Raw genomic sequence first — 24,697 nt, forward strand, 5'->3', positions numbered from 1 at the left:
AGCGGGGCGCCCGCGCGCGCTACCCGATCGAGCGCAGCAGATGATCGAGCGCCCGGCGCTCCTCCGCGTCGGTGACCGACTGGAGCGCCCGGTTCACCTCGCCGACGGCGGCCGCCGCCAGCAGCGCGACGGCCGCCGGGTCGGGCGCCCCGCGCGCGCGCAGCCACGCGAGCGCTTCGTGCTCGGTGTTGACGACGATGTGGCTCCGGCTCGCGTCGTAACGGATCGGCCGCCCTGAGCGGCCCTCGACGACGGCGCACACCGGGGATCCCTCGAGGTTCATCCGGACGATGGCCTCGTGGAGCGCGGCCGCGAGCGGGCTCCCGGCCGCCGCCTCCTCCCCCTCGGGCGTGGCGCCGGGCACCGGCGCCGCCTCGCCGCCGAGCAGGCCGAGCACGCTGCGCCACAGCGCGATCGCCCAGGCCCGCGCGCCGCTCGAGTCGGGCGGCGCCTCCGCCGCGGGCGCCTCCGCGCCGCCCGCGGCCGCGGGCGCCTCCGCGCCGCGGGCGCCCGCGGCGGGAGGGCCCGCGCTCGCGGGGGGAAAACCCGTCCCGGAGGCGGGCTCGATCTCCGCCGCGAGCGCCACGGCCGGGGCGGGCGTCGCCGCGAGGGCGCCGAGCTCGCGCAGCGCGCCGGGGGCGGCGCGGTGGCGCAGCACCTCGACAAGCGGCGAGCCGTCGTCGAGCAGCACGAACGGCGGCGAGCCGTCCGGGAAATCGCCGTCCGCGCTCCCCCGGCGATCGGAGATCCACAGGCAGCCGCTCGCCGCGAGCTCGGCGCGGACCGCCGCCGGGCCGACGCTCTCCCCGGAGGCGGTCCGCGCCGCGAGCTTGCCGCCGGAGAGGCGGCCGAGCAGGTGCAAGTTCCACAGGTACGGCGCTGCGGCCGCCTGATCCGAGAGCTCGGCCGCCATGGAGGCCGCGGCCTCCATGGCGAGCTCCGCGATGGCGTCCCAGCGCGCCTCGCGCAGCGGCCACACGAGGAGCCTCCCCTCGACCGGCGCGAGCGGGGCCACGCCGGTCGTCCCGGGGCCCACGCCCGTCCCGCAGCGCAGCGCGACGGGGGTGAAGCCGCCGCCGTCGCGCTCCTCGCCGCCCCCGCGGCCCTCGCCGAGGATCGCCGCGGAGGGCGCGGCGACGAGCACCTCGGGCGCGCGCGGCCACCGCGCGGGCATCCACAGCGCGCCGGTCACGAACAGCGGCCGGGGCCAGGTGATGGCGACGTCGATCCACCGCGTCGCGAGCGCGTCGCCGGGCGGCGCGAGCCGGGCGCGCAGCCACCGCGCGGCGGCGTCGCGCACCGCCTGCCGGAGCCTCGACGCGTCCCCGCGGGCCTTGAGCCCGTCGAAGGCGCGGTTCGGCTCGAGCGCGTCGTCGTTGACGGCCGCGCACAGGGGCCACCCGTCGCCGGCGTCGAGCGCGCAGAGCGGGCGGCGCCCCACGTGCACCGCGATGCCCGCCGCCCCGGTGTGCTCCGGGGCGAGCAGGCCGATCTCGCCGTGCGCGGGCGGCGCGCCCTCCTGCGCGCCGGCCGGCCGCTCGAAGGGCAGGATCACGAAGCACGCCGCGCGCGCGGCCGCGTCGAGGCCGACGGCGGCGAGCGGCGGCGCCGTGAGGCGCTCCTCGGCCGCGCGATCGCGCGCGACCGCGTCGGTGATATCGTTGACGATCACGGCGGTCGCGAGCTGCAGCCGCTCGGGCCTGCTCAGCGCGAGGACCGGCCGCTCGTAGCGCTGCTTCGGGTAGGGCGGCGGCGTCGAGGTGCACAGCCACTCGGCGCGCGGGTCGCGCCGGAGGTCGTCGAGCGAGAAGAGGGTCCCCTCGATGTCGTGGAAGAGCTGCGCGCGCGCCGCCTCCGCGACGACGCGCTTGCCCTGGGCCAGCGTCTTCAGGACGGCGCGGCGCGCGTGGCCCCGCGCGAACGGCGGCAGCTCGTCGAAGCGCGGCGCCAGCGCGATCAGGTGGCGGCCAGCGGCCTTCGCGAGGCGCGTCAGGATCGCGCGCGAGGCGTCCCTCGACGGGTCCGCCGCGCCGGCGCGCACGAGCAGGCGGAGCGGGATCGGCAGCTCCACCTCCACGCGCCGCTCCGCGCCGTCGGGGCCGACGAAGCGGGCGTCCGACACCGGGCCCTCGACGATCTCGATCTCGCCTTCGAGCCCCGGCACGCCGAGCGCGGCGGCGCTCACCCGCAGCAGCGGGTGCGAGGGCGCGCCCGGCAGCGCGAGCGGCGCGCGCGGCGGGCCAGCGGCTCCGCGCGGGCCATGCTCCTGCAGCGCCTTGCCGGCGGACGCGCGGCGCTCCTGCTCGGCGGCGGCGCGCTGCCGCCGCGCCGGCACGCCGCTCTGCGCCAGGAGGGCGCGCCCGCCGGCCCACCGCATCAGGGCCGCGCGCTCTCGCGGGTTGCGGGCGACGAGGGGGTGCCAGGAGAGCGTCTCGAAGCCGGGCGCCGCGTCGAGCACCGGGATCGGCGCGGGCGCCGGGTGCGTCTCGTCGAGGGTCTCGAGCGAGCACGCGACCTCCTGGCCGCGCGCGTCGAGCATCCCGAGCAGCGGCAGGCGCCGGATGCGGGCGGCGAGCTCGCTCGGGGCCGCCTTGAGGGGCGCGCTTCTGAGCGCCCGCGCGCGCGCCTGGAGCGCCTGCACGCTGTCGAGGAGGTAGGCGCTCACGCGGGCGTCGGGCCTGCCGCGCGGATCGCCCCGCAGACCGAGCCGCGCGCGCGCCGCGGCGTCGCCCTCCAGCGCGGCCACGAGCGCCTCGCAGAGCGCGCACTCGATCGCGTGGACGGCGGCGTTGTTGCGCGGCGACAGGAGGCCGTCCCAGGCGCTGTTCGGCGCCGCCGCGTCGTCGTCGATCGCGATGGCGGCGGGGCTGAACAGCGGCGCGGCCTCCAGGGTGGCGAGGGGCCGCGACGCGTGGTGCCACACCTCCACCATCGCGTCGCTCGGCGTGGCGAGCGCGAGGAAGCCGGGGCCGCTGACCTCGAGGACCGGCGCGCCGGCGGGGATCGCCCCGAGCCTCTCCAGGGACGCCGCGAGCGCGCGCCGCCGCGCCGGCCCTCGCGCCGCGAGCTCGTCCTCGGTGAAGAGCCCTGGGGCGTAGGGGACGAGCTCGCGCTCCGGGAGCGCGGCGGCGAGCCAGTCGAGCTCGCGCTGCGAGACGGCGAGCACCGGCCTCCGGTCGGGCGCGCGCCCCCGCGCCTCGGGCGGCGCCGTGCAGAGGCCGCGCGTCGTCCGGGAGAGCACGGAGAGGCCGTTCAGGCTGACGAACAACCCCGCTGTGAGCGTGGGCCAGATCCGCGCGTCCAGGAGGCCTTCGAAGCTTGAGGGCGCGAGGCCGTCGTCCGGGGCCGGCGCCGCGCCGCCTCCGCGCCCGGGGCCGCCGTCCCCGGGGCCGAGGCGCGGAGGCGCGCAGAACACCGCGCCGATCGCGGCGCGCAGCGCGGGCCTCACGCGCGCAAGCTCGCTCTCGGGCGCAGGCGCGGATGTCGTCGAGCCTGCGCCTGGCCGAGCGTCCCCCGGGCCGAAGAGCCGCTTCGCCTCGCGGTCGGCCGCGGCGAGCGCGACCTTCAGCGCGTGGCGGACGGCGCGCCAGAAGCGCGCGTCGCGCTCGACCCCGTCGTACGCGAACCGCGGCTGCACGCGCCCCTTCCACGCGAGCGCGATCTCGACGGGCAAGGGGACGGCGGCGGGATCGAGCTCCACGGTCTCGAGGTGCCGCCCCTCCACGAACACCCGGACCTCCGCGCCGCGCGGGGGCTCGCGGGCGTCGGCGAAGACCGCGAGCTCGCCGCGGAGGCCGGCGAGCGGCCCTTCGTCCACCTGGAAGGCGTCGCGGAACGCGTGCTCCGGGGAGGGCGGCACGACGGGATCGCCGGTCGCGTGCAGGAGGAACGCCCTGCGGCGCTCGGCGCCGAGCTTCGCTTGCTCGATCATGGCCTCGGCGTCGGCGAGCGGGAGCCCGGCGAGCGCGCGCTCGACGAGACCCCCCGGGCTCCAGACCACGTCGCCGGCCCAGGGGGCGAGCGCCTTCGGGAGCCTCGCGTCGCCGCGGAAGAGGAAGAGCCGCGGCGCATCGTGCGCGTCGAGCGCCGCGAGCGACGTCGGCCGCCCGCGCCCGTCGCGGAGCAGCGGGAGCTCGCGCACGGCCTGCGCCTCGGAGGGCAGCTCGGCGCCCGTCCGCGCCGCCCCGGTCGCGACGCAGGCGAAGGCCGCGAGCGCGTCCGCGAGCCGGCCGCGGTCCTCGTCGACGACGAGCGCGCCGTCGGGGACCGCGCCCTCGCCGCAGACGAGCGCGGCGAGGGCCTTGATGGCGTCGAGCAGCGCGCCGGCCGCCGCCTCGCGGAGCCGCGCGCGGAGGGGCGCGTCCTCGCGCACCGCCGAGCGCGACGCGTTGGTGGCCAGCGCGTCCGCGTCGACGACGACGCGGACCGGGAGCTCGACGCCCTGGTAGGGCGCCGAGGGGAACCGCGGATCGAAGCTCCAGCGCTCGCGGACGAGCCGCACGCCGCGCTCGAGGTAGTCGACGGCGGGGAGGCCCGAGGGCAGGGGAGCGGAGATGGGCGCGGCGAGGGGGCGCGAGCGGGGCGCCGAGCTGGCCGGACCTCCTTCGGGCTCGGGGGGCGCGACGATCTCCAGCGCGGCTCGGCGCGCGCCGCGCACGTGGAACGGCACGCGCACGAGCACCGCGAGGTCGCTGCTCGGGAGAGCGCGGCGCAGCGGCTCGCCGGCGAGCGCGATCGGGATCGGGAAATCGCCGGTGGCCGCGGCGAGGTGCGCCAGCTCGGGCGGGCTATCGCCCGTGATCGCCCGGCGGAGCACCGACCAGCCGAGCCTCCGCCGCACCTCGATGCGCAGGCCGGCCGCGGGCATTCCGGGCGGCCTCGGGACCTCGTCGCAGGCGGGGCCGGCGGCCGGCGCGGGGGCCTCGGCGGGCGCCTCGATCAGGGCGGGCGTGAAGCGCACGCGCGTGCAGCTCGCGCCGCTGGCCTCGCTGGACGGCCCCGTCGTGAGCAGGTCGACGCGCGCCGGGCGCAGCCCGAGCGCCGCGTTCACGCCGAGCGCGAGCAGGCGGAGCCTCCGGGACGCGGCGTCGGGCGCGGCGTTGAGCACGTGGTCGAGGAGGCGCGCCAGGGCGGGCCCGTCGGGCGGCTCTCCGTCGAAGGTCACGACGACGTCGTCGGCGTCGTAGCGGAGATCGATCTGCGTCGCGCCCCCGGCCGCGGCGGCGCGGACGAGCTCGAGCAGGTAGAGGTCCAGGTCGACGAGCAGGTGCTCCCTGAGCTTCTGGACGGCGCGGCGGGCATCGACGCGGATCGCGCCGCGGGCGACGACCCGGCTCACCGCGGCGACCCCCTCGGCGCGGGGCGCGCGCCGCCTGCGGGCGCCCTCTCGCCGCGCGCCGCCCCCGCGCGCGGCGGCGGGCTCGCCGAGAGGTCGAGGAGCCGGTCGCTGTCCTCGGGATCGAGCGGCCCCTTGGCCTCGACGAGCAGCGCGCGGGCGAGCAGGTTGCCGGCGGTCACCGCGTCGATGGCGGCGCGCCTGCGCGCGAGGGCCACGGAGTCGCTCTCGATGTTGAGGTAGAGGGCGTGTCCGGGCGGGAAGCGCGCCGCGCGGCGCACGACCTCGCGCGCCGCGTGGCAGCTCTGCTCGGGCCCGGCGCGCTCCCCGCTCCCGGGCAGGAGGAACCCGCTGCGCTGGCGGAGGGCGCCCTCGACCTGGCAGAGGCTCACCCGGGCGACCCCGTGCCGGGCGCGCGCGAGCGCGTCGGCGATCACCTGGAGGAGCGCGGCGTCGGCGGCGCGGGCGCGTTTCGGCTCCTCGCGCTCCTCGCGCACGAGCAGGTAGGCGGCGTGCGCCTTCTCGACGCGCGCCGCCGGGAAGCACCGCTTCAGCAGCGCCCTGGTCGCGGGGTGGTTGCACAGCACGACGGGCAGCCCGCTGCGGGCCATGGCCGCGGTCAGCGCGTCGGATCGCCTGGCCACGAGCAGCGGCTCGCGCCCCGGCGCGAGCGCCCGGAGCCCCGCGCGGCTCCGGTCGCCTGCGACGGGGCTCGCGAGCGGGAACGGGATCTCGTCCGGATCGAGCGCGGTCGGCGGCGACAGCGCCGCCTCCAGCATCGCCGCGTAGGCGGCGGCGCCCTCGGCCTCGCCGGCGGCTGCCGCGGCCGCGGCCTGCGGGAGGCGGGCGGCGAGCTCGCGCCGGAGCGGACCTTTGACGAGCTCGCGCACGCGCGCGATCGCCTCCCAGAAGGCGTCGTCGCGGCGCACGTTGTCGCGGCTCAGCGTGTGCTGGAGGTGGGGGCTCATCACCTTGAACCGCACGCCCGAGAGCCCGCTGAAGAGCTCGTCCGCGGTCTCGAACAGGGTGAGCCCGCGGTTGTAGAAGCCGGCGAAGCTCTGGCCGTTCTCGACGGCGGGGTCCCCGCTCGTGGGCTGTGCGAGGTGCTGAGCGCCGGCGGAGGGGCCGACCACGACGGTGGTCTCTTCCTCGACGGCGGTCACGGAGACGGGCGCTGCGACGGCGAGCGGGGCGTCGATGCGCAGGGCGCCCGTCCGGGAGCCCCCCTCGTGGTCTGCGATGCTCAGGGTGATCTCGCGGTCGGCGTGGCGGCACCAGCGGCGGAGCGCGGCGTGCGCGCGGCGCGCGTGCTCCACGAACTCCTCCCGGTCGAGCCGCTGGATCAGGGTCACGCGCGTGCCGCTGCCCTGGCGCGGGCCGGCGTCCTCGAGCTCGTAGCTCGTGTCGCTGTGCAGCCGGAGGAGCCATGCCTTTCCGTCGCGCCACGTCTCGACGTCGACCTGCTCTGGCTGGAGGGCGAACACGGAGACGAAGCCGACGCCGTATTTCCCGATCTTCGTCGCGTCGCCTTCCTTCGACGAGCGGAAGAGGGTGAGCAGCGGGCCCTCGATGTCCTCGCGGCTCATGCCGCACCCGTCGTCGGTGACCGAGGTCGCGCACGCGCCGGGCAGCGTCTCGACGCGCACGGCGATCTTCCGCGCGCCGGCGTCCATGCCGTTCTGCACGAGCTCCCGCAGGAAGGCGTAGGGGTCGGCGAACTGCTGCACCATGTCGGCGACCGGGCCCGGGGGCGGCGGCGGGGGCGCGGCGCGGTCCTCGCGAGAGGAGCGGTAGGGGGCCATGCGTCCTGCGAGGCTATCACACGGGGAGAGCCGCGGTTGGAAGGGTGCCTGCGGGGCTGGAGGGGTGGAGTCGCCGCGAGAGATCCGAAGTCCTGGGCGGGAGGGCGGGAAGGTTGTTGGGGGGCCTCTGCCGCGCGGCGCTCGGGTCGAGTCCTCTCTTGGTCTAGCGTGAAGCCTTGTGAGCGGATGCACGACCTGCGTCAGGACATCAGCCCGAGCCTGAAGAGCGCATCGGACCAGAGCGGCCAGAGCGTGCGGTAGGGGTGGGTCGCCAGCACCACGCCGCCGCTCGGCAGGCGGCGGACGTGGAACCGGGCGTGATCGACCAGGAACTCGAAGTGGTCGAGGGTGATGTCGACCTGCGAGAGCGGCGAGCCGTTGCCTGTCTCCGTGCCCTGTCCGTCACGCCCCCTGAACGGGAGCGTCCTCTCGTAGATCTCGCGCGCGCGCGGCTCTGCGGCGCGCCACGCGCCATCGGGCTTCTCCGCCGCTGCTTCGAGCGCCTCGAGCAGGGCGGAGGGCGGCGTCGCCAGCGCCTTGAGAACGGTTTCACGGGAGAGCGAGCTCGAGTGCCCGCTGCTATGTCTCAGCGCGACGCACGCCCCAGGCGGCGCGGCTTCCACCACCCGCGCGCGGAGCGCTTCCAGCGGCAGGCCCGCGATGCGCGACACCCTCTCCTTGTCATGGAGGCACAGCCACGACAGGGCGAGATCGCGCGCGACGTCGCGGGCGTCTGCGTTGTACGTGGCGCACATGGCCACCGGGGCGAGCCAGGTCCGCGCCGTCGTGCAGCCGCCGGTCGGGACGCGTCCGCTCGCGTCCGGCGCGCAGAGGCGGAGCAGGACGTCGTCGATGTCTTCCAGCGCCATGTGCCACGCGAGCACGGCCTCGGCCTGCACGGATCGCGGGCCCCTCCCCAGTGCGAGGTCCATGTGCATGGGGCAAAAGTCCTCGATCTCGCGGGCGTGCATGTGGATGGGGCCCATCGGCTTGAGACGTTCGCTCCTGTCGGTATAGCCGCGAAGGATGCAATGGACGAAGTGTTCGTAGCTCAGCGACGCGACGAAGTAGGCTTCGGCGTCGGTGCGCCCGAAGTGGGCGCGGAGCATGCTGACCACCTCGTCCACGGAGGTCGTGTTGCACTCCGTGTCGCGATCCATGATCGCGCGGATACTGTACTGGGGCTCCTTGATGAGGGCGGACAGCGCCGCGCCGAACGCATCGACCCGCTGTGCCTCGTCACACCAGGCAAAGAAAAACGGCCCTTCTCTCATTGCTCGATCATCCTCGTGGTGTAGCCTGCGTCAGGACATCAGGCCGAGCGCGAAGAGCGCGTCGGCCCAGAGCGGCCAGAGCGTGCGGTACGGGTGCGTGGTCAGCACCACGCCGCCCTTCGGCAGGCGGCGCACGTGGAAGGGGGCGTGATGCTCGATGAATCGAGTGTGTGCGCCCGTATTCACGATCACGTCCTCGGTGGGCGCCCCCTCCTTCGCTGCCTGAATGGTCTCGAGCGCGATCGGCTCGATCGCGCGCCACGCGTCGTCCGGCACAGCGGAGGCTTCGAGTGCTTCAAGCAGCGTGGCCGGCCGCATGGAGAGCGCTGCAAGGACTTGCTCGCGCGTCAGCTCGGCGTCGCCTGCGAGCGCGACGCGCGTGCCGACCGGCAGAACCTCGCCGCGCGCGCGCAGCGCGTCCTCCCTCTCTGTGAGCTCGATGGTCTTCCTCCAGCGCGCGCGCGGATCGGCTTCATCGCGCACGAGCAGCCCCATCCTCTCCCTCTCTGCGGAATCCTCCAGCTCGGCGTGCTTGCGCGCGCGCGCGACGGTGCCCGCGACCGCGATCCGCGTCCCGTGCGGCGCGGCCTCGACACGCGCTCGAAGCGCATCGAGCGAGTTGCCTGCGGCGCGCGCCACCTTGTAGCCCTCGTGGACGTGCACCCATGAGAGGGCGAGATCGCGCGCGACGAAGGAGTCCGCGTGGTAGGTTGCGGCGAGCTCGATCGGTGGACCCCAGGCACTGAGGTCCGAGCACCCGCCGGTCGTCACGTGTTCGCTCGAGCAGACACGGACCAAGAAATCGTTGATGTCCTGCTGAACATGCACCGACATCACCGCGGCTTCGACCTCGACGGAGCGGGCGCCGACAGCCACGTCGATGCGGCGTGGGAGCAGATCGAGATGATCGCCGCTCGATGCGCTCAGAGGACCGTCCGGGGACCGGCGCTCGTGCTTGTCGTCGGCGCAGCCGACGGTGAGCGGGATGCCGTGGCCGAAGCTCGTCATGGTCCAGAAGCTCGCTCCGATGCGCACATCCGTGCCGAAGGCCGAGCGAGCCACTGCCACGGCTTTCTCGACGGGAAGTACGGCGTAAGACCTATCGGGACCGGCGAGCGGATGGATCGAGAGCCTGACGAACCACCCCGGCATGACGAGGGCGGACAGAGCAGCCGCAAACGCGTCGACCCGGTGTTCCTCGGCGCACGCCGCATACAGGCGAAGGGGCTCCTCCCTCAGCGTACGATAGCTGCTTGCGCGACTCACGACGCGATGCCCTCCGACCTGAGCGGAATGGCTGCATCATTTACACATTGCTGACGGACCATTGGTTTCCCTTCGTCACGGAAGCAGGTCGGCCACCATCGCGGCCCTCTTGCCGGCCTGCCCCAGCCGCCGTTCCCCGGGTTTGATCCTGGCCCATGGCGTCACGGCCTTCCGAGCGTGTTGCTTGGCTTGACGTCATGACATCAGGCCGAGCACGAAGATCGCATCGGTCCAGAGCGGCCAGAGCGTACGGTACGGGTGCGTGGCCAGCAGCACGCCGCCGCTCGGGAGCCGCCGGACGTGGAAGGGGGCGTGCTCTTCGAGGAAGCGGGTGTGCTCGCGCGTCGTGACGTCCACCCAGAAGGCGGGGGGGACCTCCCCCGCGGCTTCGTCCTCGAGCTGGTGGCGTAGCTCGAGGAGCTCGCGCGCCTTCGGCTCGGCCGCGCGCCACGCCTCGTCGGGCACCGCCGCGGCCTCGAGCGCTTCGAGCAGCGTGGCCGGCGGCGTCGCGAGCGCGTTGAGCACGGTCTCGCGCGAGAGCGAGCCCGTGAGTTCGCTCGTGCCTTTCATGGGCACGCGCGCGCCGCGCGGCGCGGCGTCGACACGCGCGCGGAGCGCCTCCAGCGACGTACCCGCGATGCGCGAGACGCTCTCCTTGTCGTGCAGGCTCACCCACGACAGGGCGAGGTCGCGCGCGAGCTCCGCGGCGTTCGCGTTGTAGGTCGCGCACATCTCGACCGGGGCGATCCAGTCCTCCTTGTCCGTGCAGGCGCCGGTCGGCACGCGCCCGCTCGCATCCGACGCGCAGAGGCGAAGCAGGAGGTCCTCGATGTCGCCCTGGACCACGTGGTAAGCCGCTGCGGCCTCGGCCTCCACGGAGCGGGGGCCTCTGCCCACGGCGAGCTCGTCGGGGTAAAAATCCTTCTTGCGTTCGCCCGCCTTGACCTCGAGAGGGCCGTACGGATGGTCATCTTCGCTGTCTTCGGGATAGCAAGCCAGGCTGAACACCATGACGCGCTCTGATTCGCGCAGCATCACGCCGGATGATAGGTGAGCGCTATTCCGTCCTCCGAAGTTGGCGCGGACCGTGGCAAGGACGTCTTCGACGGAGCGTGTTCTGCACGTTATGGTCGCACTCATACCCAGGCTGACGAGATCCCCCGGAATCATCAACGCAGACAATGCTGCCGCGAACGCATCGACCCGTTCGGACTCGTCGCACCAGGCGAAGAATTGAGGTCCTGAATAGCTCATAGTCGGATCACCATGATGGGTTTGTTGAAGCCCTCGAGGGTAACGGTCTCACCAGCATCCGAATCGAACAGGTAGCCGTCCTTGACGGTGAACTTCTTCGGTTTGAACTTCGCCCCCTGCTCCATGATGAGCTCGACCCGCTGCACGTCGCCAGCGAGCCCCCACTTGTCCTTCAGCGCCCTCATCGCATTCAAGAGCTGATCGCGCACGTCGAAGGCGTCGATCGTTCCGCCGCCCTTCGCCTCGCTCAGGATGAGCTTGTGCCCGCTGGACACCGACAGGAAGTCGGGCGCCTTCCCCTCGATGGTACCCGTCCGTGACTCCCTCGGAATGTCGAGCACCCTGCGCACCCCGTCGTCGCCGACCCCGACGAGCGACCTGCCGTCGTCCACCAGGAACTTGGCCGCTTTCTTCTCGAAGATGTCTATTTTTTTCTGCTTGGTGACCGCCCCGCGGAGGTTCTTGTACCCCCTGACGCGGTTCGTTTTCACGATCTTGGCGAACGCCTCCTCGATCTCGGCGATCTCCCCAGCCACCCGGATCGCGGACGGCCGCAGCCCGCTGGCGGTCTTGATCACCCGCCACATCGGCCCGACTGCCCCGAGCCCGAACCCCACCCCCGAGAAGATCCGCTCCTCGTCGCTGAGCTCCTCCCCCGACGGCAAGCACCACGCCTTCCCGGTGACCGCCTCGCACAGGTCGAGCGCCGGCCCCACCACCGGCACGAACCCGACCCCGATGCGGGTCGTCGCGTGGACGAGCGTCTGCATCACCTCCGCGTACGCCCCGAACCCCTCGGCGACCGTCGACATCGCCCCCGCGAACGCGCTGATCGTCTGGTAGAGCTGCGTCTGCTCCAGGTCGAGCCCGTCCCCCGTCCACTGGTTCAGGCTATCCTTCATCTGGTCCGCGAGCGCGTCGAACCGCGGCTTCAGCACCGTGTCGACCTGCGCCCGCAGGTCCGCCGGCACCGGCGAGTCCACGAACCAGTCCGACGCATCCATGAACCGCCGCACGACCGCCGTGATCCGGTTCTGCGCCTTCAGGAACGCGTTTGTCTCCGCGAGCGACACCCCCATCCGGTCGCGCAGCGCGATCTCCAGCGCCGCGCTGTTGGCCCGCCACGCCCGCACGTTCGCCACGAAGTCCGCCCGCGCGACCACCACGTCGCCGCTCACGTCGGCCTCCAGCGCCGCGATCACGCCGTCCGCATACGCCGCGTACGGGTCTCTCCCCTCCTCGAACGCTCCCTCTACCTCGGCGATGTCCGGCACCTCGACCCACGGCACCTCGCTCTCCCCGAGCGCGTACGCCCACGGATCATCCGGATTCCACCCCTCGGCGCGCGCGTCCTGCGTCGCGAGGTCCGCCACCTCGTCGGCCTGCGCGCCGAACTCGTCGATGAGGCGCCCGAGCTCGTCCTCCAGGTCGCTGACGCTCTTCTTCAGGTCGTCGACGAGCTGCTCCATCGCCGCCCGCGTCGCCGGGTCGACCACGTCCTCGTACCGGTCGAGGATCGCGTCGAGGTCGGTCCGCGAGATCTCGTCCAGCGGCCGGTTCACCAGGTCGTGCAGCTCCAGATCGAGCTGCCGCAGCAGGTCCATCCGTGCCCTCAGGTCCGCGACCCTGGCGGCGTTCCGGAGGATCGCCCCCATCAGCTTGCCGAGCGCGACCTCCAGCTCCGCGATGTCGCGCGCGAGCGCGGGGTTGATCTCCGCGAGGCTCAGGTCGACGTCGGTGTCGCCCTCGAAGCCGGTCCCGTCGCGGCGGATGTCGAAGAGCGGTTTGTTCAGCCCGAGCGGCTCCGAGACGAGGTGCACCACGTCGTGCGCGTGGGTACACCAGTCGCCGCCGTTCACGTGAACCCCGAAGTGGAAGTCGTTCGCGCCCATGCGCAGCAGCACCGAGTCGAACTCCGCCTCAAGCGTGTTGCTCGCGGAACCGTCGCCGTAAATCTCCACCGCGCCCGGGATCCCATAGGTGGGCAGCGGCGTCTGGTTCACCTCGAAGATGGCGGCGCCCTCCGTCTCCAGCTCGGGGGCCGCGCACGAGGTGGCGTCCTGGCGGCTCATCCACAGCACAGTGTATGGCGTGGTGGCCCAAGCGAACGACGGCGCCAGCACCGCCAGCACCGTGACCACCGCGACCAGCTTGTGGAACACGGCAGCGCTCCGGCCGCGCAGCGCAACGTCCTTCGAGCCTCTCATGTCCCCTCCGCGCCGCGCACGGCGGCGTCATACGCGATCGCGGCGCCCTTCACGTCGCCCGCGTCGAGCCTCGCCTGCGCTGCGTCGAGCTCCGCCGCGGCCATCCCCTGCTCCCGCAGCGCCGCGAGGCCTGCTGCGATCTTCTGCGGCAAGCCCGTCCTGAGCTCGGCCTCCGCGGCGTCGAGCTGCCCTCGGAGCGCCGCGCACCCCGCCTCTCGCCACGAGGACGACGCCGCCTCGCAGAGCGGCCGCATCTGCACCAGCGCCAAGAGCTCCCCGCACCGCTCGGCCAACAGCGGCAGCCCGAGCCGCTCGCTCACAGGCGGCGCCGCCGAGAGCGCCGCGACCCGCGCGCGCGCTCCCTCGCCGAACACCTCCGACGCCTTGAGGCTCCGCGCCCGCCCCATCGCCTCGCGCGCGTCCTCGTCCGCCTCCAGCGCGACGAGCGCCTGCCGGCGCAGCGCGATGCCCCCGAGCAGCGCCGTCGCCGTCGCGTCGCTCCGGGCGACCCGCCGCTGCGCGTAGCCCAGCATCGCGCTCAGCGAGCGCAGCGCCCCCGACGTCATGTCCGGCACCACCGCGCCGTGCGTCGCAAGGACTTCCTTATGCGGCGCGATCGCCTCGTCGAACGAGACCGCGAGCGCCTGGAGCTCCGCCGACAGCGTCATCACCTCCGCGGCGAGCTCGCTCGGCGCGCGGCTCGCCTCGCGCGCCGCCGCGAGCACCGCCTGCTCCACGCCGTCGAGCTCGTCGATCGCCGATCGCGACGCCTGCGCCGAGAACGCCGCATACGCCGCCGTCTCCGCCGCCTCGGTCGCGCGGTAGGCGGCGAAGCGCGCCGCCGCACCCGCGTACCTGGATTGCAGCGGCGCGCCCTCGTCCCTGGCTCGATCGAGGATGGCCTGCACGGCAGCCATCGCCTGCTTGTCCGCCGCGATCGCGGCGATGAGCGGCTCCCTCTCGGCGCTCGCCTTGCCGGTCATCGCCTCGTTGAAGTTGTCGGCTGCATGGATCGGCTCTGCCTGGAGGGCCTCCTCCTGGCTATCCCTGATCAGCCGGAGCAGCTTACTGAGCTCGCCATGGAGCGTCGCCCGGAGCGACTCGGCGTGCTTCTTCTCGTCGCGCACATAGGACACGACCCGATCGATGGTGTCGAACCAGGCCCCGAGCTCCGCCTCGTTCGCGATGAGCTCCTCGGGCGTCACTCGACCCGACCACCGCGCCCACATGAATATCGGCAGCTCGCCGTCCGCCTCGGCCTTGCTCCACGCGCTGGCCGGGCCCTCGCTCGCGTCGACGCAGTGCTCGACGACGCCGGTATTCGGTATCGCGCAGATCCTCCCGCTCAGGGGCTCCTCGCGATCCCACAGGCACCCAGACGACGCTGCCCCATACGCAAGTGCGGCTACGGCCGCCACGAGGATCGCCTTCTGTCGCCCCGTTCTCCTTCTCATGCGCATTGCCTCCACCCCGAGATTTTTCTCGCCCGCGCACGCTCGCTCGCACGTCCTCCAGGTGCAAGCGTCCACACCAGACCGGTAGGACATTGCTCGGCCCTGGATCGCGCTCCGTGCGCCATTTCTTCCGTCCTTGACGCATGTACCGCTGTTCGGGCCTTCCCCGCACACGCCGGCGCTGATGAGAGCGGGCGCTGCGCGCCGGGAGGCCAGGGGCCTCACCTGCGCGACACCACGGCAGCGCTCGATGATGGATGAAGGGGAAGCGATGAACCGCTGACGCTCGAATCTTGGTCGGGTCGGGCCGAAGCAGCGAGCAGCAAAAAAACGACGCGCGGAGGACGGCGAGAGCTCGACAATCCTCTTCCAATCCCGGGAGCTCCCATCGTAACTTCCGCTCTCATTGCCGCCGTCCGGCTTTGCCGGCCGGCAGGGAGGAGATCCGCATGGAGTATTCGAATGAAGTCCTCGAGGCCACGCCGGAGCGCGTCACCAAGTTCTTGATGGGGATGGGCGCTGTCGCCGCGATTCGCACGTTGATGGCCGAGGCGGGGATGACCGATGACGATATCTTGGAGGGGCGCGCGCTCCTCCTCGACGTCCTCGCCGCTCCCCGGAGGAGCAGCGCGGCGCCCGATACCGCAGATGCCAGGGCGCAGCGCGCCGCGACCGCGGAGCTCGACCAGTGGGATGAGCCCAACTTCGCCCGTTATGGCGCCGCGCTCCGCCGGCGTTTCCCCGACGTGCACGCTCACGTCTTCAAGGACCTCGCGCCCTCGACCGGCACCGCCGCCGTCCGGGGAGTGGCCACCTTCCTCGCGCGGCTCGACGCCCTCGAGAGCGGCGCCGACCCGGACCGCGCCGGGACGAAGCAGAGCGACAAGAAGGCCGTCGCGTTCCTCGCGACCCGCGGCCTCGACAAGGACGAGCGCAAGCGCTTGAAGGGGCTCGTCGACGTGGCGCTCGGCCCGACCTCCCCGCTGCCGGAGACGACCGAGCTCCCGGAGACCGCGCGCCGGCAAGAGGCGCTCTCCAAGCTGCGCGCCTGGTTCGACGAGTGGTCGACCACGGCGCGCGCGGTCGTCAAGAAGCGGGGCTACCTCATCCGCCTTGGCCTCGCAAACCGTAAGGCGCCCCAGCGGAAGCCCGCCGCCGCGCCATCCAAGCCGGGCGAACCGCTCGACGAGACCGACGCGACCGATCTGGAGTAGTCCAGCACACCAATCAGGGCTTCCGGAGCGCGCCCGAGACCTTCCGGCGCGCTCCGGAAGCTTCCGTCGCGAAAACGAAGCCCTCCGGCGCGGTCCTGAGCACGACATTTCGCGGACTTGCAGCTCCCGTCCTGGTCCCGGCGCCCTTCGGCGCCCGCCGGAGGACGAAATTTCCCGGCAAATTCAGCATCGCGCCCCGCGCCGGAAGCTTCCGGCGCGCGACCGAAGCCTTCGTGCCGGTGACGGACACCTTCGTGCCGGTGACCGAAGGCTTCGTGCCGACGGCGGAGCCCCTCGCGCGCACTAGGGAGGCCCTCCAGCACGCGACCGATGCCTTCATCGGCTCCGATCCAGCCCGCGGCGGCGCCCCGCCCCCGCCTGCTCCGGCGCCGTTATCCTACCCGGTGCTTCCGGGTGGAATGCCCCCCCACCACGCCTCGGTATCGACGCGAACCTGCTGCTTTCGTTACGCTTGCTGATCCAGCCCATGACTCGTCCCGAAGATGCTGCCCGGAAGAACATCGACGACGCGCTGAGGACTGCCGGCTGGGCCGTGCAGGACAGGCAGGCGATGAACCTCGATGCGGCGCATGGCGTCGCCATCCGTGAGTTCCCGCTGAAGCGCGGACACGGCTTCGCCGACTACCTGCTCTACGTCGACGGGGAGGCGGTCGGCGTGATCGAGGCGAAGGAGGTCGGCACCACGCTCACCGGTGTGGAGGGGCAGACCGAGAAGTACTCCGCCGGGCTCCCGGACCTCCTGCCGGCGCCGGTGCGGCCGCTGCCGTTTCTTTACCAGTCCACCGGCGTCGAGACGGCCTTCACCAACCGGCTCGACCCCGACCCGCGCAGCCGCGCCGTGTTCCACTTCCACAAGCCGGAGACCCTGAGCCGCTGGATCACCTCGGAGCCGGTCTACCTGCCCCGCGTCGATGGGCGTCCCGATCCGCTCAGCCAGCGTCCCGCGTCCTTCCGCACGCGGCTGCTCACGTTCCCGGACGTGCCCGAAGCGGGCCTGCGGGTCGCGCAGGTGCGCGCGGTGCGCAACCTCGAGGTGTCCCTGCGCGACAACCGGCCACGGGCGCTCATCCAGATGGCCACCGGCGCGGGGAAGACCGTCGCGGCGATCACGTCGATCTACCGGCTGATCAAGTTCGGCGACGCGAGCCGGGTGCTGTTCCTCGTCGACCGCGACAACCTCGGTCGCCAGGCGCTCAAGGAGTTCCAGCAGTACGTGACCCCGGACGACGGTCGGAAGTTCACCGAACTGTACAACGTGCAGCGGCTGACCTCGAACAAGCTCGATCCGGTCGCGCGCGTCGTGATCACCACCATCCAGCGCCTGTACTCGATGCTGAAGGGCGAGGCGGACCTCCCGCCCGGCGCGGAGGAGATCGGCCTGGCCAGCATGAGCGAGCTGCTCCGGGAGCCTGTGCCGGTCGCCTACAACCCGGCGCTGCCGATCGAGGCGTTCGACGCGATCTTCGTCGACGAGTGCCACCGCAGCATCTACTCGCTCTGGCGGCAGGTGCTCGAGTACTTCGACACCTTCCTCGTCGGCCTCACGGCAACGCCTGCGAAGCAGACCTTCGCCTTCTTCCGCCAGAACCTCGTCATGGATTATGACCACGAGCGGGCCGTGGCCGACGGGGTGAACGTCGACTACGACGTGTACAAGATCCGCACGCGCATCACGGAGAAGGGCGCCACGGTGGAGGCCGGTCCGGAAGAGATCGTCGGCCGGCGCGACCGCGAGACGCGCCGGGTCCGCTGGGAGCTGCTCGACGACGACCTCACGTATGACGCGGCCGCGCTCGATCGCCAGGTGGTCGCCGTCGACCAGATCCGCACGGTGGTTCGCACGTTCCGCGACCGGCTCTTCGCCGAGATCTTCCCTGGCCGGCGCGTCGTGCCGAAGACGCTCATCTTCGCCAAGGACGACAGCCACGCCGACGACATCGTGCAGACGGTCCGGGAGGAGTTCGGCAAGGGCAACGAGTTCTGCGAGAAGATCACCTACAAGACGGGCACCGCGCGGATCGTCGAGAAGCGGCTCGGGCCTGATGGCAAGGAGATCGAGGAGATCACGTACAAATCGAACGGGCTGAAGGCAGAGAACTTGCTCTCGTCCTTCCGCAACAGGCACGACCCGCGCGTCGTCGTCACGGTCGATATGATCGCCACGGGCACGGACGTGAAGCCGCTCGAGATCGTGATGTTCATGCGTGCGGTGAAGAGCCGGAACTTCTTCGAGCAGATGAAGGGCCGCGGCGTGCGCGTCATCAACCCGACGGATCTCCAGGCGGTCACGCCGGACGCGCTCGCGAAGGACCGCTTCGTGCTGGTCGACTGCGTCGGCGTCTGCGAGACGGATCTCATCGACGCGCTGCCGCTCGAGAAGAACCGCACGGTGGGGTTCGAGAAGCTGCTCGAGGCCGTGGCGCAGGGGAGCACGAAGGTCGACGTCCTCTCGTCGCTCGCGGGGAGGCTGGCGCGCCTCGACCGGCGGATCGGCGCGGAGGAGCGGGCCATGCTGGCGAAGCTGGCCGGGGGCCAGCACCTGGCGGAGCTCAGCGCGAAGCTCATCGAGGCGATCGACCCCGACGCGCAGGCCGAGCGCGCCCGCGTGGTCGCGGGGCTGCCCGCGGGGGCGGCGCCGCCCGCGAGCGTCCTGGAGAAGGTGCGCAAGGAGATGCTGCGCGACGCGGTGCAGCCGCTCCGCGCGAGCCCGGAGCTGCGCAGGGCGCTCACCGACGTCAAAAAGAGCCTGGAGCAGACGATCGACGCGGTCACGAAGGACGAGGTGACCGCGGCGGGCTTCTCGGACGAGGCGAAGGAGCGAGCGAAGGCGCTGACGAGCACGTTCGAGGCGTTCTGCCAGAAGCACCGGGACCAGATCACGGCGCTCCAGATCCTCTACAGCCGCCCGCACCGGCAGCGGCTCAAGCCGGAGGACGTGAAGGCGCTCGCCGACGCCATCAAGGCGCCGCCGCGGCAGTGGACGCCAGAGGTGCTGTGGCGGGCGTACGAGACGCTGGAGCGCGACAAGGTCCGCGGGGCGGGGGCGGGAAGATTGCTGACGGATGTCGTGTCGCTCGTGCGGTTCGCGCTGCACCAGGAGGAAGAGCTCGTGCCCTTCCGCGAGCGGGTGCAAGAGCGGTTCGAGCGGTGGATGACGCAGCAGGCGAACCAGGGGCGGAAGTTCTCGGCGGAGCAGCGGGCTTGGCTGGAGGCGATACGGGATCACATGGCGGCGAACCTGGAGATCTCGTTCGATGATTTCGAGTATGCGCCGTTCGCCGGGATGGGCGGCGTGGGGAAGGCGGCGAGGGTGTTCGGGGCGGAGCTGGAGAAGGTGATGGAAGAGCTGAACGAGGTGTTGGCGGCGTGATGGAAGGAGAGCTGCCGCGTGGGTGGTCATGGACGTCACTCGCTGCGATCGCGGACTTGAAGGGAGGCATCACGAAGGGACAGCGTCGTGCGTCGGGCGAGCGACTACAGCTAGTCCCATACCTTCGTGTCGCCAACGTGCAGCGTGGCTATCTCGATCTTGCTGAGGTTAAGGAGATCGAGGCTTCGGTTGCGGAAATCGACGAGCTTCGTCTTGTCCCTGGAGATGTGCTTTTTAACGAGGGAGGGGACCGAGACAAGCTCGGTCGAGGGTGGATCTGGAATGGAGAGCTTCCACTCTGCATACACCAGAATCATGTTTTTCGTGCCCGAATTTGCTTCGGGGTATTGCATCCGAAGCTGTTGTCTTGGTATGCTAATACGCTCGGCCAGAAGTACTTTCTTGAGCACGGAAAGCAGACCACGAACCTTGCTTCGATCAATATGACGAAGCTTGGAGCGCTTCCAGTTCCAATTCCCCCGCTCCGCGAGCAGGCTAGAATTCTGGAGGAGGCAGAAAAGTACCTGTCGGACATCGACGCCGGGGCGGCTTCACTCGAGCGGATACTCGCGAACCTGAAGCGCTATCGCGCCTCTGTTCTCAAGGCTGCCTGCGAGGGGCGGCTGGTGCCCACTGAGGCCGAGCTCGCGACAAAGGAGGGACGTGAGTACGAGCCTGGCGACGTGCTGCTCCGGCGCATCCTGGAGGAGCGCCGTGCCCGTTGGGAGGCAGACCAGCTCGCGAACATGAAGGCCAAGGGGCAGGTGCCTCGCGACGATCGGTGGAAGGCGAAGTACGAGGACCCCCAAGAGCCAGATACGAGCAAATTGCCCAGTCTGCCAGCGGGGTGGGCATGGACGACCGTGCGACAGTTGGCGTTTGTTGCGAGTGGAAGCACGCCGAAGGGGATCGATTCCAGTATCAGTTCAGAAGGCGATATTCCTTGGTTTCGTGTGAGCGATATGAATCTTCTGGGGAATGAGCGAGAAATGCGAACCGGTAGTTCGTATGTTTCGCGGCGGAGCTCCGTCGAACTTGGATTGAGAATCTTCAGGGTGGGTTCAATTGTTTTTCCGAAGCGAGGCGGCGCGATCGCGACGAATAAAAAGCGATGCCTGGTTGGTGAGGCTGCCTTAGACCTAAACATCATGGCGGTTGAACCAGTCGCGATCGCTAAAAACTGGCTTGTGGCCTGGTTTCAGCGGCTGGATCTTAGTAGCATTGCTGACGGATCGAACGTGCCCCAGATTAATCACGGTGACGTGGAGCCGCTTAACGTCCCATTGCCACCCCTGGCCGAGCAACTGCGCATCGTTGCGGAAATCGATCGCCACCTCTCCGTCGCCGATGAGACCGAGCGAGTCGTTCGCGCCCAGCTCGCCCGCGCCCAGCGCCTCCGCCAATCCGTCCTCAAGCGCGCGTTCGAAGGCAAGCTCGTCCCGCAAGATCCGAACGACGAGCCGGCGAGCGTGCTGCTCGAGCGCATCCATAGCGACCAGATGACGACCGAGCGCAAAAAGCCGCGGCGTCAGGCCACACGCCGGCATGCCTCGGACACGGAGGTAGAGCCTTGACCTACTGGCTGGGCAGTTTCAACGGTACCACCTACGCAGAGTTCCAGAAAGCCGAAGCCAAGGTCCTGGGCTTTCGCACCGGTGCGCAGAACGAGGCAGCATTCAAGAGGATCAAGCCCGGCGACACGTTCATCGGCTACATCACCGGAGTCGCGCGCTGGGTCGCGGTGCTCGATGTCATCGGACCCAGCAAGACGAAGGCAAAGATCTGGAAGGACGACGACTTTCCCCTCCGGCTCGATGTGCAGCCTCGGATCCTGCTCAAGCCGGAGCACGGCGTGCCGCTCGACGATCTGGAGGGCCGCGTGGACTTCTATGCGGACGCCTCGCTGAAGGGCACGTTCAAGGGCTTTCTGCGCAAGTCGCCGAACCGCTTCCAGCGCGACGAGGACGGCGCGCTCATCGTGAAGCTGATCCAAGGCGCGCAGAAGAAGCCCGTATTTCGCCCGGTTCCAGCCTGGAAGCTCGCCCGGAAACTCCGGTATTACGTCGAGCAAGGCGAGGGAGGTCGCAAGATCGAGGCCCACGTCACCGTGCCCGAGCCCGAAGAGCCGCCGGCCCCGGTGCATGCCGCGCCGGAGGACGAGGGACCCGCGGCGACCACGCGGCACACGGAGATCCAGTGGACGCTCCTCACGCTCGGCGCCGAGATGGGTCTCGACGTCTGGGTCGCGCGCAACGATCGCTCCCGAACATGGAAGGGCAAGAAGCTCGGCGAGCTTTCTCGCGTGGTCCAGAAGCTTCCCACGCAATTCAACGAGCCCACGACGCGGACGATCGAGCTCATCGACGTGCTCTGGCTCAAAGGCAACTCGATCGTCGCAGCGTTCGAGGTCGAGTGCACCACGTCGATCTACTCCGGCCTGCTCCGGATGTCGGATCTCCTGGCCCTCCAGCCGAACCTCGACATCAAACTCTACCTTGTCGCGCCCGAGGAGCGCCGCGACAAGGTCGAGCAGGAGATACAGCGCCCGACCTTCTCGCTTCGCGAGAAGGCGCTCCCCAACGTGTGTGGCTTCCTGCCGTTCAACAAACTGTGCGAAACCGTCGAGGGGATTCGTAAGCTCCAGCTCGCGTCGTCCCTCCAGCCGAACTTTCTCGAGAAGGTGGCAGAGTACTTCACTCAGGAGCCCGACACCTGACGCCCCGCCCTGCACGGCGTCGCCAGTTCGCGCTATCCTCTCGCAGCCGGTTCCGGCCGAGCCACGACCCCGAAGGAGCCCGCCGTGCCCATCGTCCACCACGCAGTCCGCCTCTCCAGCCCCAAGGGCTTCGGCCATCGCATGCCCCCCGCGCCGCTGGGCGTCGCCCTCAAGCAGGTCGACGTCGCGGTGCGACGCTCCGTGCTGATGGCCTTCGAGGGGCGAAGCGTCACGGCCGGACGGCCCCGGGCCTGGTTCAATGCCGCCTGCGATATCCGGCTCGTCGACGTCGAGGGCAACGACGACACGACCCTTCACTTCGAGGCCCCGAAGCTGGGCGAGGCCGCCGCGGAGCTCTACCTCCAGACGGAGCTGTGGCCGACACGGCCTCCCCCCGGATGGACGGGGTTCGACGTCCTCGCCGGGGTTCTCCAGGACGTCGGCGATGGCAACCCGGACAGCGAACGCTTCGATCGACCCCTGCTCCAGCACCTCGCTCACTTCGGTCGGCTGCTCGACGCCGGCTTTGACGCGCTCCGGGTCGAGGAGCACCGGACGGGCGTTCCGGGCGAAGCCGTGCTCGACCGGGCTACGGTCGAGGCCGCGAGAAGGCTCAGCGCCTCCACGCCGAGGGCCCAGGCCGTGCGCATCGCTGGACTCCTCGACATGGTTCGGGTGAGCACCCAGTCCTTCGCGATCAAGCTCGATGACGGAGAGGAAATCCGGGGCGTGCTCACTGCGGGGAGCGTGGACGCGGCCGGCGTGCTCCTGAACCGTCGGGTCCTGGTCCATGGCCGGGCGGTGTACCGCCCCTCGGGGCGCATCCTTCGGCTCGACGCCGAGAGGATCGAGGATGGAGAAGGGGTCTCCGGCTTCTGGTCGAGGATCCCCAAACCCATCTTCGGTCGTCGCATCGATCCGAGAGCTCTCTATCGGCCGCAGACCGCAACCACCGGTGTCGGCGCGATCCTCGGGAAGTGGCCGGGCGATGAGACGGACGAGGAGTTCGACCAGGCAATCCTGATCACGACGGACAAGGACTTCGACCCACTTCACGGCGAGCTCATCCAGCGCGTCTACTTCGAGTGAAAGAAACAGGCCCCTGAACGTGTCGAACCCCTCCGCCCAGATCGTCCAGAAGCTCTGGTCCTACTGCAACGTCCTGCGCGACGACGGCCTCTCCTACGGCGACTACGTCGAGCAGCTCACGTTCCTCCTGTTCCTGAAGATGGCGCACGAGCGCACGCAGCCGCCGTGGAACCACAAGCCGTTCATCCCGGCCGGTCACGACTGGCCCGCGCTGCTCGCCAAGGACGGTGACGCGCTCGAGGTCCAGTACAGAAAGACGCTGGACCACCTCGGCCGGCAGCCGGGCATGCTCGGGCTCATCTTCCGCAAGGCGCAGAACAAGATCCAGGATCCGGCGAAGCTGCGCCGCCTCGTCGCGGACCTCATCGACCGCGAGCAGTGGACGACGCTCGACGCCGACGTGAAGGGCGACGCCTACGAGGGGCTGCTCGAGAAGAACGCGCAGGACACGAAGGGCGGCGCGGGGCAGTACTTCACCCCGCGCCCGCTCATCCAGGCCATCGTCGAGGTCATGCGCCCGGGGCCCGACGAGACGATCTGCGACCCGGCCTGCGGCACGGGCGGCTTCCTGCTCGCGGCGCACGACCACATCGTCCGGACGCACACGAGCCTTACCCGCGAGCAGAAGAAGCACCTGAAGCTCGGCGCGCTCCGCGGTGTCGAGCTGGTCCCCGGCGTGACCAGGCTCTGCGCGATGAACCTGCTGCTCCACGGCATCGGGCCGAGCGCCGACGAAGGGCAGCCGCCCATCGAGACCCGGGACAGCCTCGCCGCGGATCCGGGCTCCCGCTACTCGATGGTCCTGACCAACCCGCCGTTCGGGAAGAAGTCGAGCGTGGTGGTCCTCACGGAGGAGGGCGACGAGGCCCGCGAGGCGCTCACCGTCATGCGCGAGGACTTCTGGGCGACGACGAGCAACAAGCAGCTCAACTTCGTCCAGCACGTGAAGACCATCCTCGCGATCCATGGGCGCGCGGCCGTCGTCGTGCCCGACAACGTGCTCTTCGAGGGCGGGGCAGGGGAGACGATCCGCCGCAAGCTGCTCCACGACTGCGACGTTCACACGCTGCTCCGGCTCCCCACAGGCATCTTCTATGCGCACGGCGTGAAGGCGAACGTGCTCTTCTTCGACAAGAAGCCCGCGAGCGAGAAGCCGTGGACCAGGAAGCTTTGGGTCTACGACCTCCGCACGAACCAGCACTTCACGCTCAAGACCAACCCGCTCGCGCGCGCCGATCTCGACGACTTCGTCGCTTGCTACAAGCCCGGTGAGCTGCACAAGCGGCGGGCGACGTTCTCCGAGAAGCATCCAACCGGGCAGTGGCGAGCCTACGACTATGCGGAGCTGATCGCCCGGGACAAGTGCAGCCTCGATGTCTTCTGGCTGAAGGACGAGAGCTTGGAAGCTTCCGAGAACCTGCCGGCGCCGGACGTGATCGCCGGAGAGATCGTGGAGGACCTGCGGTCCGCCCTCGAGCAGTTCGAGACGGTGGAGGCCGATCTGAGAGCGCGAGCGTCGGCCGGGAGCACCTCGCCGTGAGGACCTCCCTTCGTGACCCCACCCGGTCCGTCCCGGGGCGTCCCCTCTGTGTGACCGCTCGCGACCGCTGAGCTACCCTGCCTCCGTCGCCGTCCTGCACCGTCAACGAGAGTGTGCTTGGGGTGCGTGGCGCCACGGCCTGCGGACCGGCCGCG

At 71.0% G+C, this 24,697-nt stretch carries 13 protein-coding genes; 6 read left to right on the forward strand and 7 right to left on the reverse strand.

Features of this window, described 5'->3' with window-relative positions:
• Positions 1-19: 19 nt before the first annotated feature.
• From WMF12_RS44430 to WMF12_RS44460, 7 genes are all read right to left on the reverse strand, one after another.
• Positions 20-5,338 (reverse strand): hypothetical protein, encoded by a 5,319-nt coding sequence (locus WMF12_RS44430; protein ID WP_437854748.1) that lies wholly within the window; start codon positions 5,336-5,338, stop codon positions 20-22.
• Positions 5,335-7,137, reverse strand: coding sequence for an ATP-binding protein (locus WMF12_RS44435; protein ID WP_437854749.1), 1,803 nt, complete (start codon positions 7,135-7,137; stop codon positions 5,335-5,337). Before WMF12_RS44435 ends, WMF12_RS44430 begins: the two co-directional genes overlap by 4 nt.
• A gap of 200 nt (positions 7,138-7,337) precedes the next feature.
• Positions 7,338-8,411, reverse strand: coding sequence for a hypothetical protein (locus tag WMF12_RS44440; protein ID WP_437854750.1), 1,074 nt, complete (start codon positions 8,409-8,411; stop codon positions 7,338-7,340).
• 30 nt (positions 8,412-8,441) lie between these two features.
• Complete coding sequence (locus WMF12_RS44445) at positions 8,442-9,563, reverse strand: hypothetical protein (RefSeq protein WP_437873955.1); 1,122 nt, start codon at positions 9,561-9,563, stop codon at positions 8,442-8,444.
• Between the two features lie 309 nt (positions 9,564-9,872).
• Entirely contained in the window at positions 9,873-10,931 is a 1,059-nt protein-coding gene (locus tag WMF12_RS44450; RefSeq protein WP_437854751.1) for a hypothetical protein, read from the reverse strand.
• Entirely contained in the window at positions 10,928-13,138 is a 2,211-nt protein-coding gene (locus WMF12_RS44455) for a hypothetical protein (RefSeq protein ID WP_437854752.1), read from the reverse strand. Before WMF12_RS44455 ends, WMF12_RS44450 begins: the two co-directional genes overlap by 4 nt.
• A complete protein-coding gene (locus tag WMF12_RS44460) occupies positions 13,135-14,592 on the reverse strand; it encodes a hypothetical protein (RefSeq protein WP_437854753.1) in 1,458 nt (485 codons plus the stop codon). The genes WMF12_RS44455 and WMF12_RS44460 overlap by 4 nt, the downstream gene beginning before the upstream one ends.
• 449 nt (positions 14,593-15,041) lie before the next feature.
• Between WMF12_RS44460 and WMF12_RS44465 the strand changes: the two genes are divergently transcribed.
• The 6 genes from WMF12_RS44465 to WMF12_RS44490 all read left to right on the forward strand — a co-directional run bounded on the left by WMF12_RS44465 (position 15,042) and on the right by WMF12_RS44490 (position 24,542).
• Positions 15,042-15,806: a hypothetical protein gene (locus WMF12_RS44465; RefSeq protein ID WP_437854754.1), complete on the forward strand. Its 765-nt coding sequence runs from the start codon at positions 15,042-15,044 to the stop codon at positions 15,804-15,806.
• 487 nt (positions 15,807-16,293) lie between these two features.
• Complete coding sequence (locus WMF12_RS44470; RefSeq protein ID WP_437854755.1) at positions 16,294-19,197, forward strand: type I restriction endonuclease subunit R; 2,904 nt, start codon at positions 16,294-16,296, stop codon at positions 19,195-19,197.
• A 137-nt stretch (positions 19,198-19,334) separates the two neighbouring features.
• Entirely contained in the window at positions 19,335-20,771 is a 1,437-nt protein-coding gene (locus WMF12_RS44475) for a restriction endonuclease subunit S (protein WP_437854756.1), read from the forward strand.
• Complete coding sequence (locus WMF12_RS44480) at positions 20,768-21,913, forward strand: hypothetical protein (protein WP_437854757.1); 1,146 nt, start codon at positions 20,768-20,770, stop codon at positions 21,911-21,913. The genes WMF12_RS44475 and WMF12_RS44480 overlap by 4 nt, the downstream gene beginning before the upstream one ends.
• Positions 21,914-21,997: 84 nt before the next feature.
• Positions 21,998-23,002: a hypothetical protein gene (locus WMF12_RS44485; protein ID WP_437854758.1), complete on the forward strand. Its 1,005-nt coding sequence runs from the start codon at positions 21,998-22,000 to the stop codon at positions 23,000-23,002.
• A 19-nt stretch (positions 23,003-23,021) separates the two neighbouring features.
• Positions 23,022-24,542: an N-6 DNA methylase gene (locus WMF12_RS44490; RefSeq protein WP_437854759.1), complete on the forward strand. Its 1,521-nt coding sequence runs from the start codon at positions 23,022-23,024 to the stop codon at positions 24,540-24,542.
• The last annotated feature ends 155 nt before the right edge of the window (positions 24,543-24,697 follow it).

This window comes from Sorangium sp. So ce363, assembly GCF_051520435.1.
In the GTDB taxonomy this organism is placed as follows: Bacteria; Myxococcota_A; Polyangia; order Polyangiales; family Polyangiaceae; genus Sorangium; species Sorangium cellulosum_B.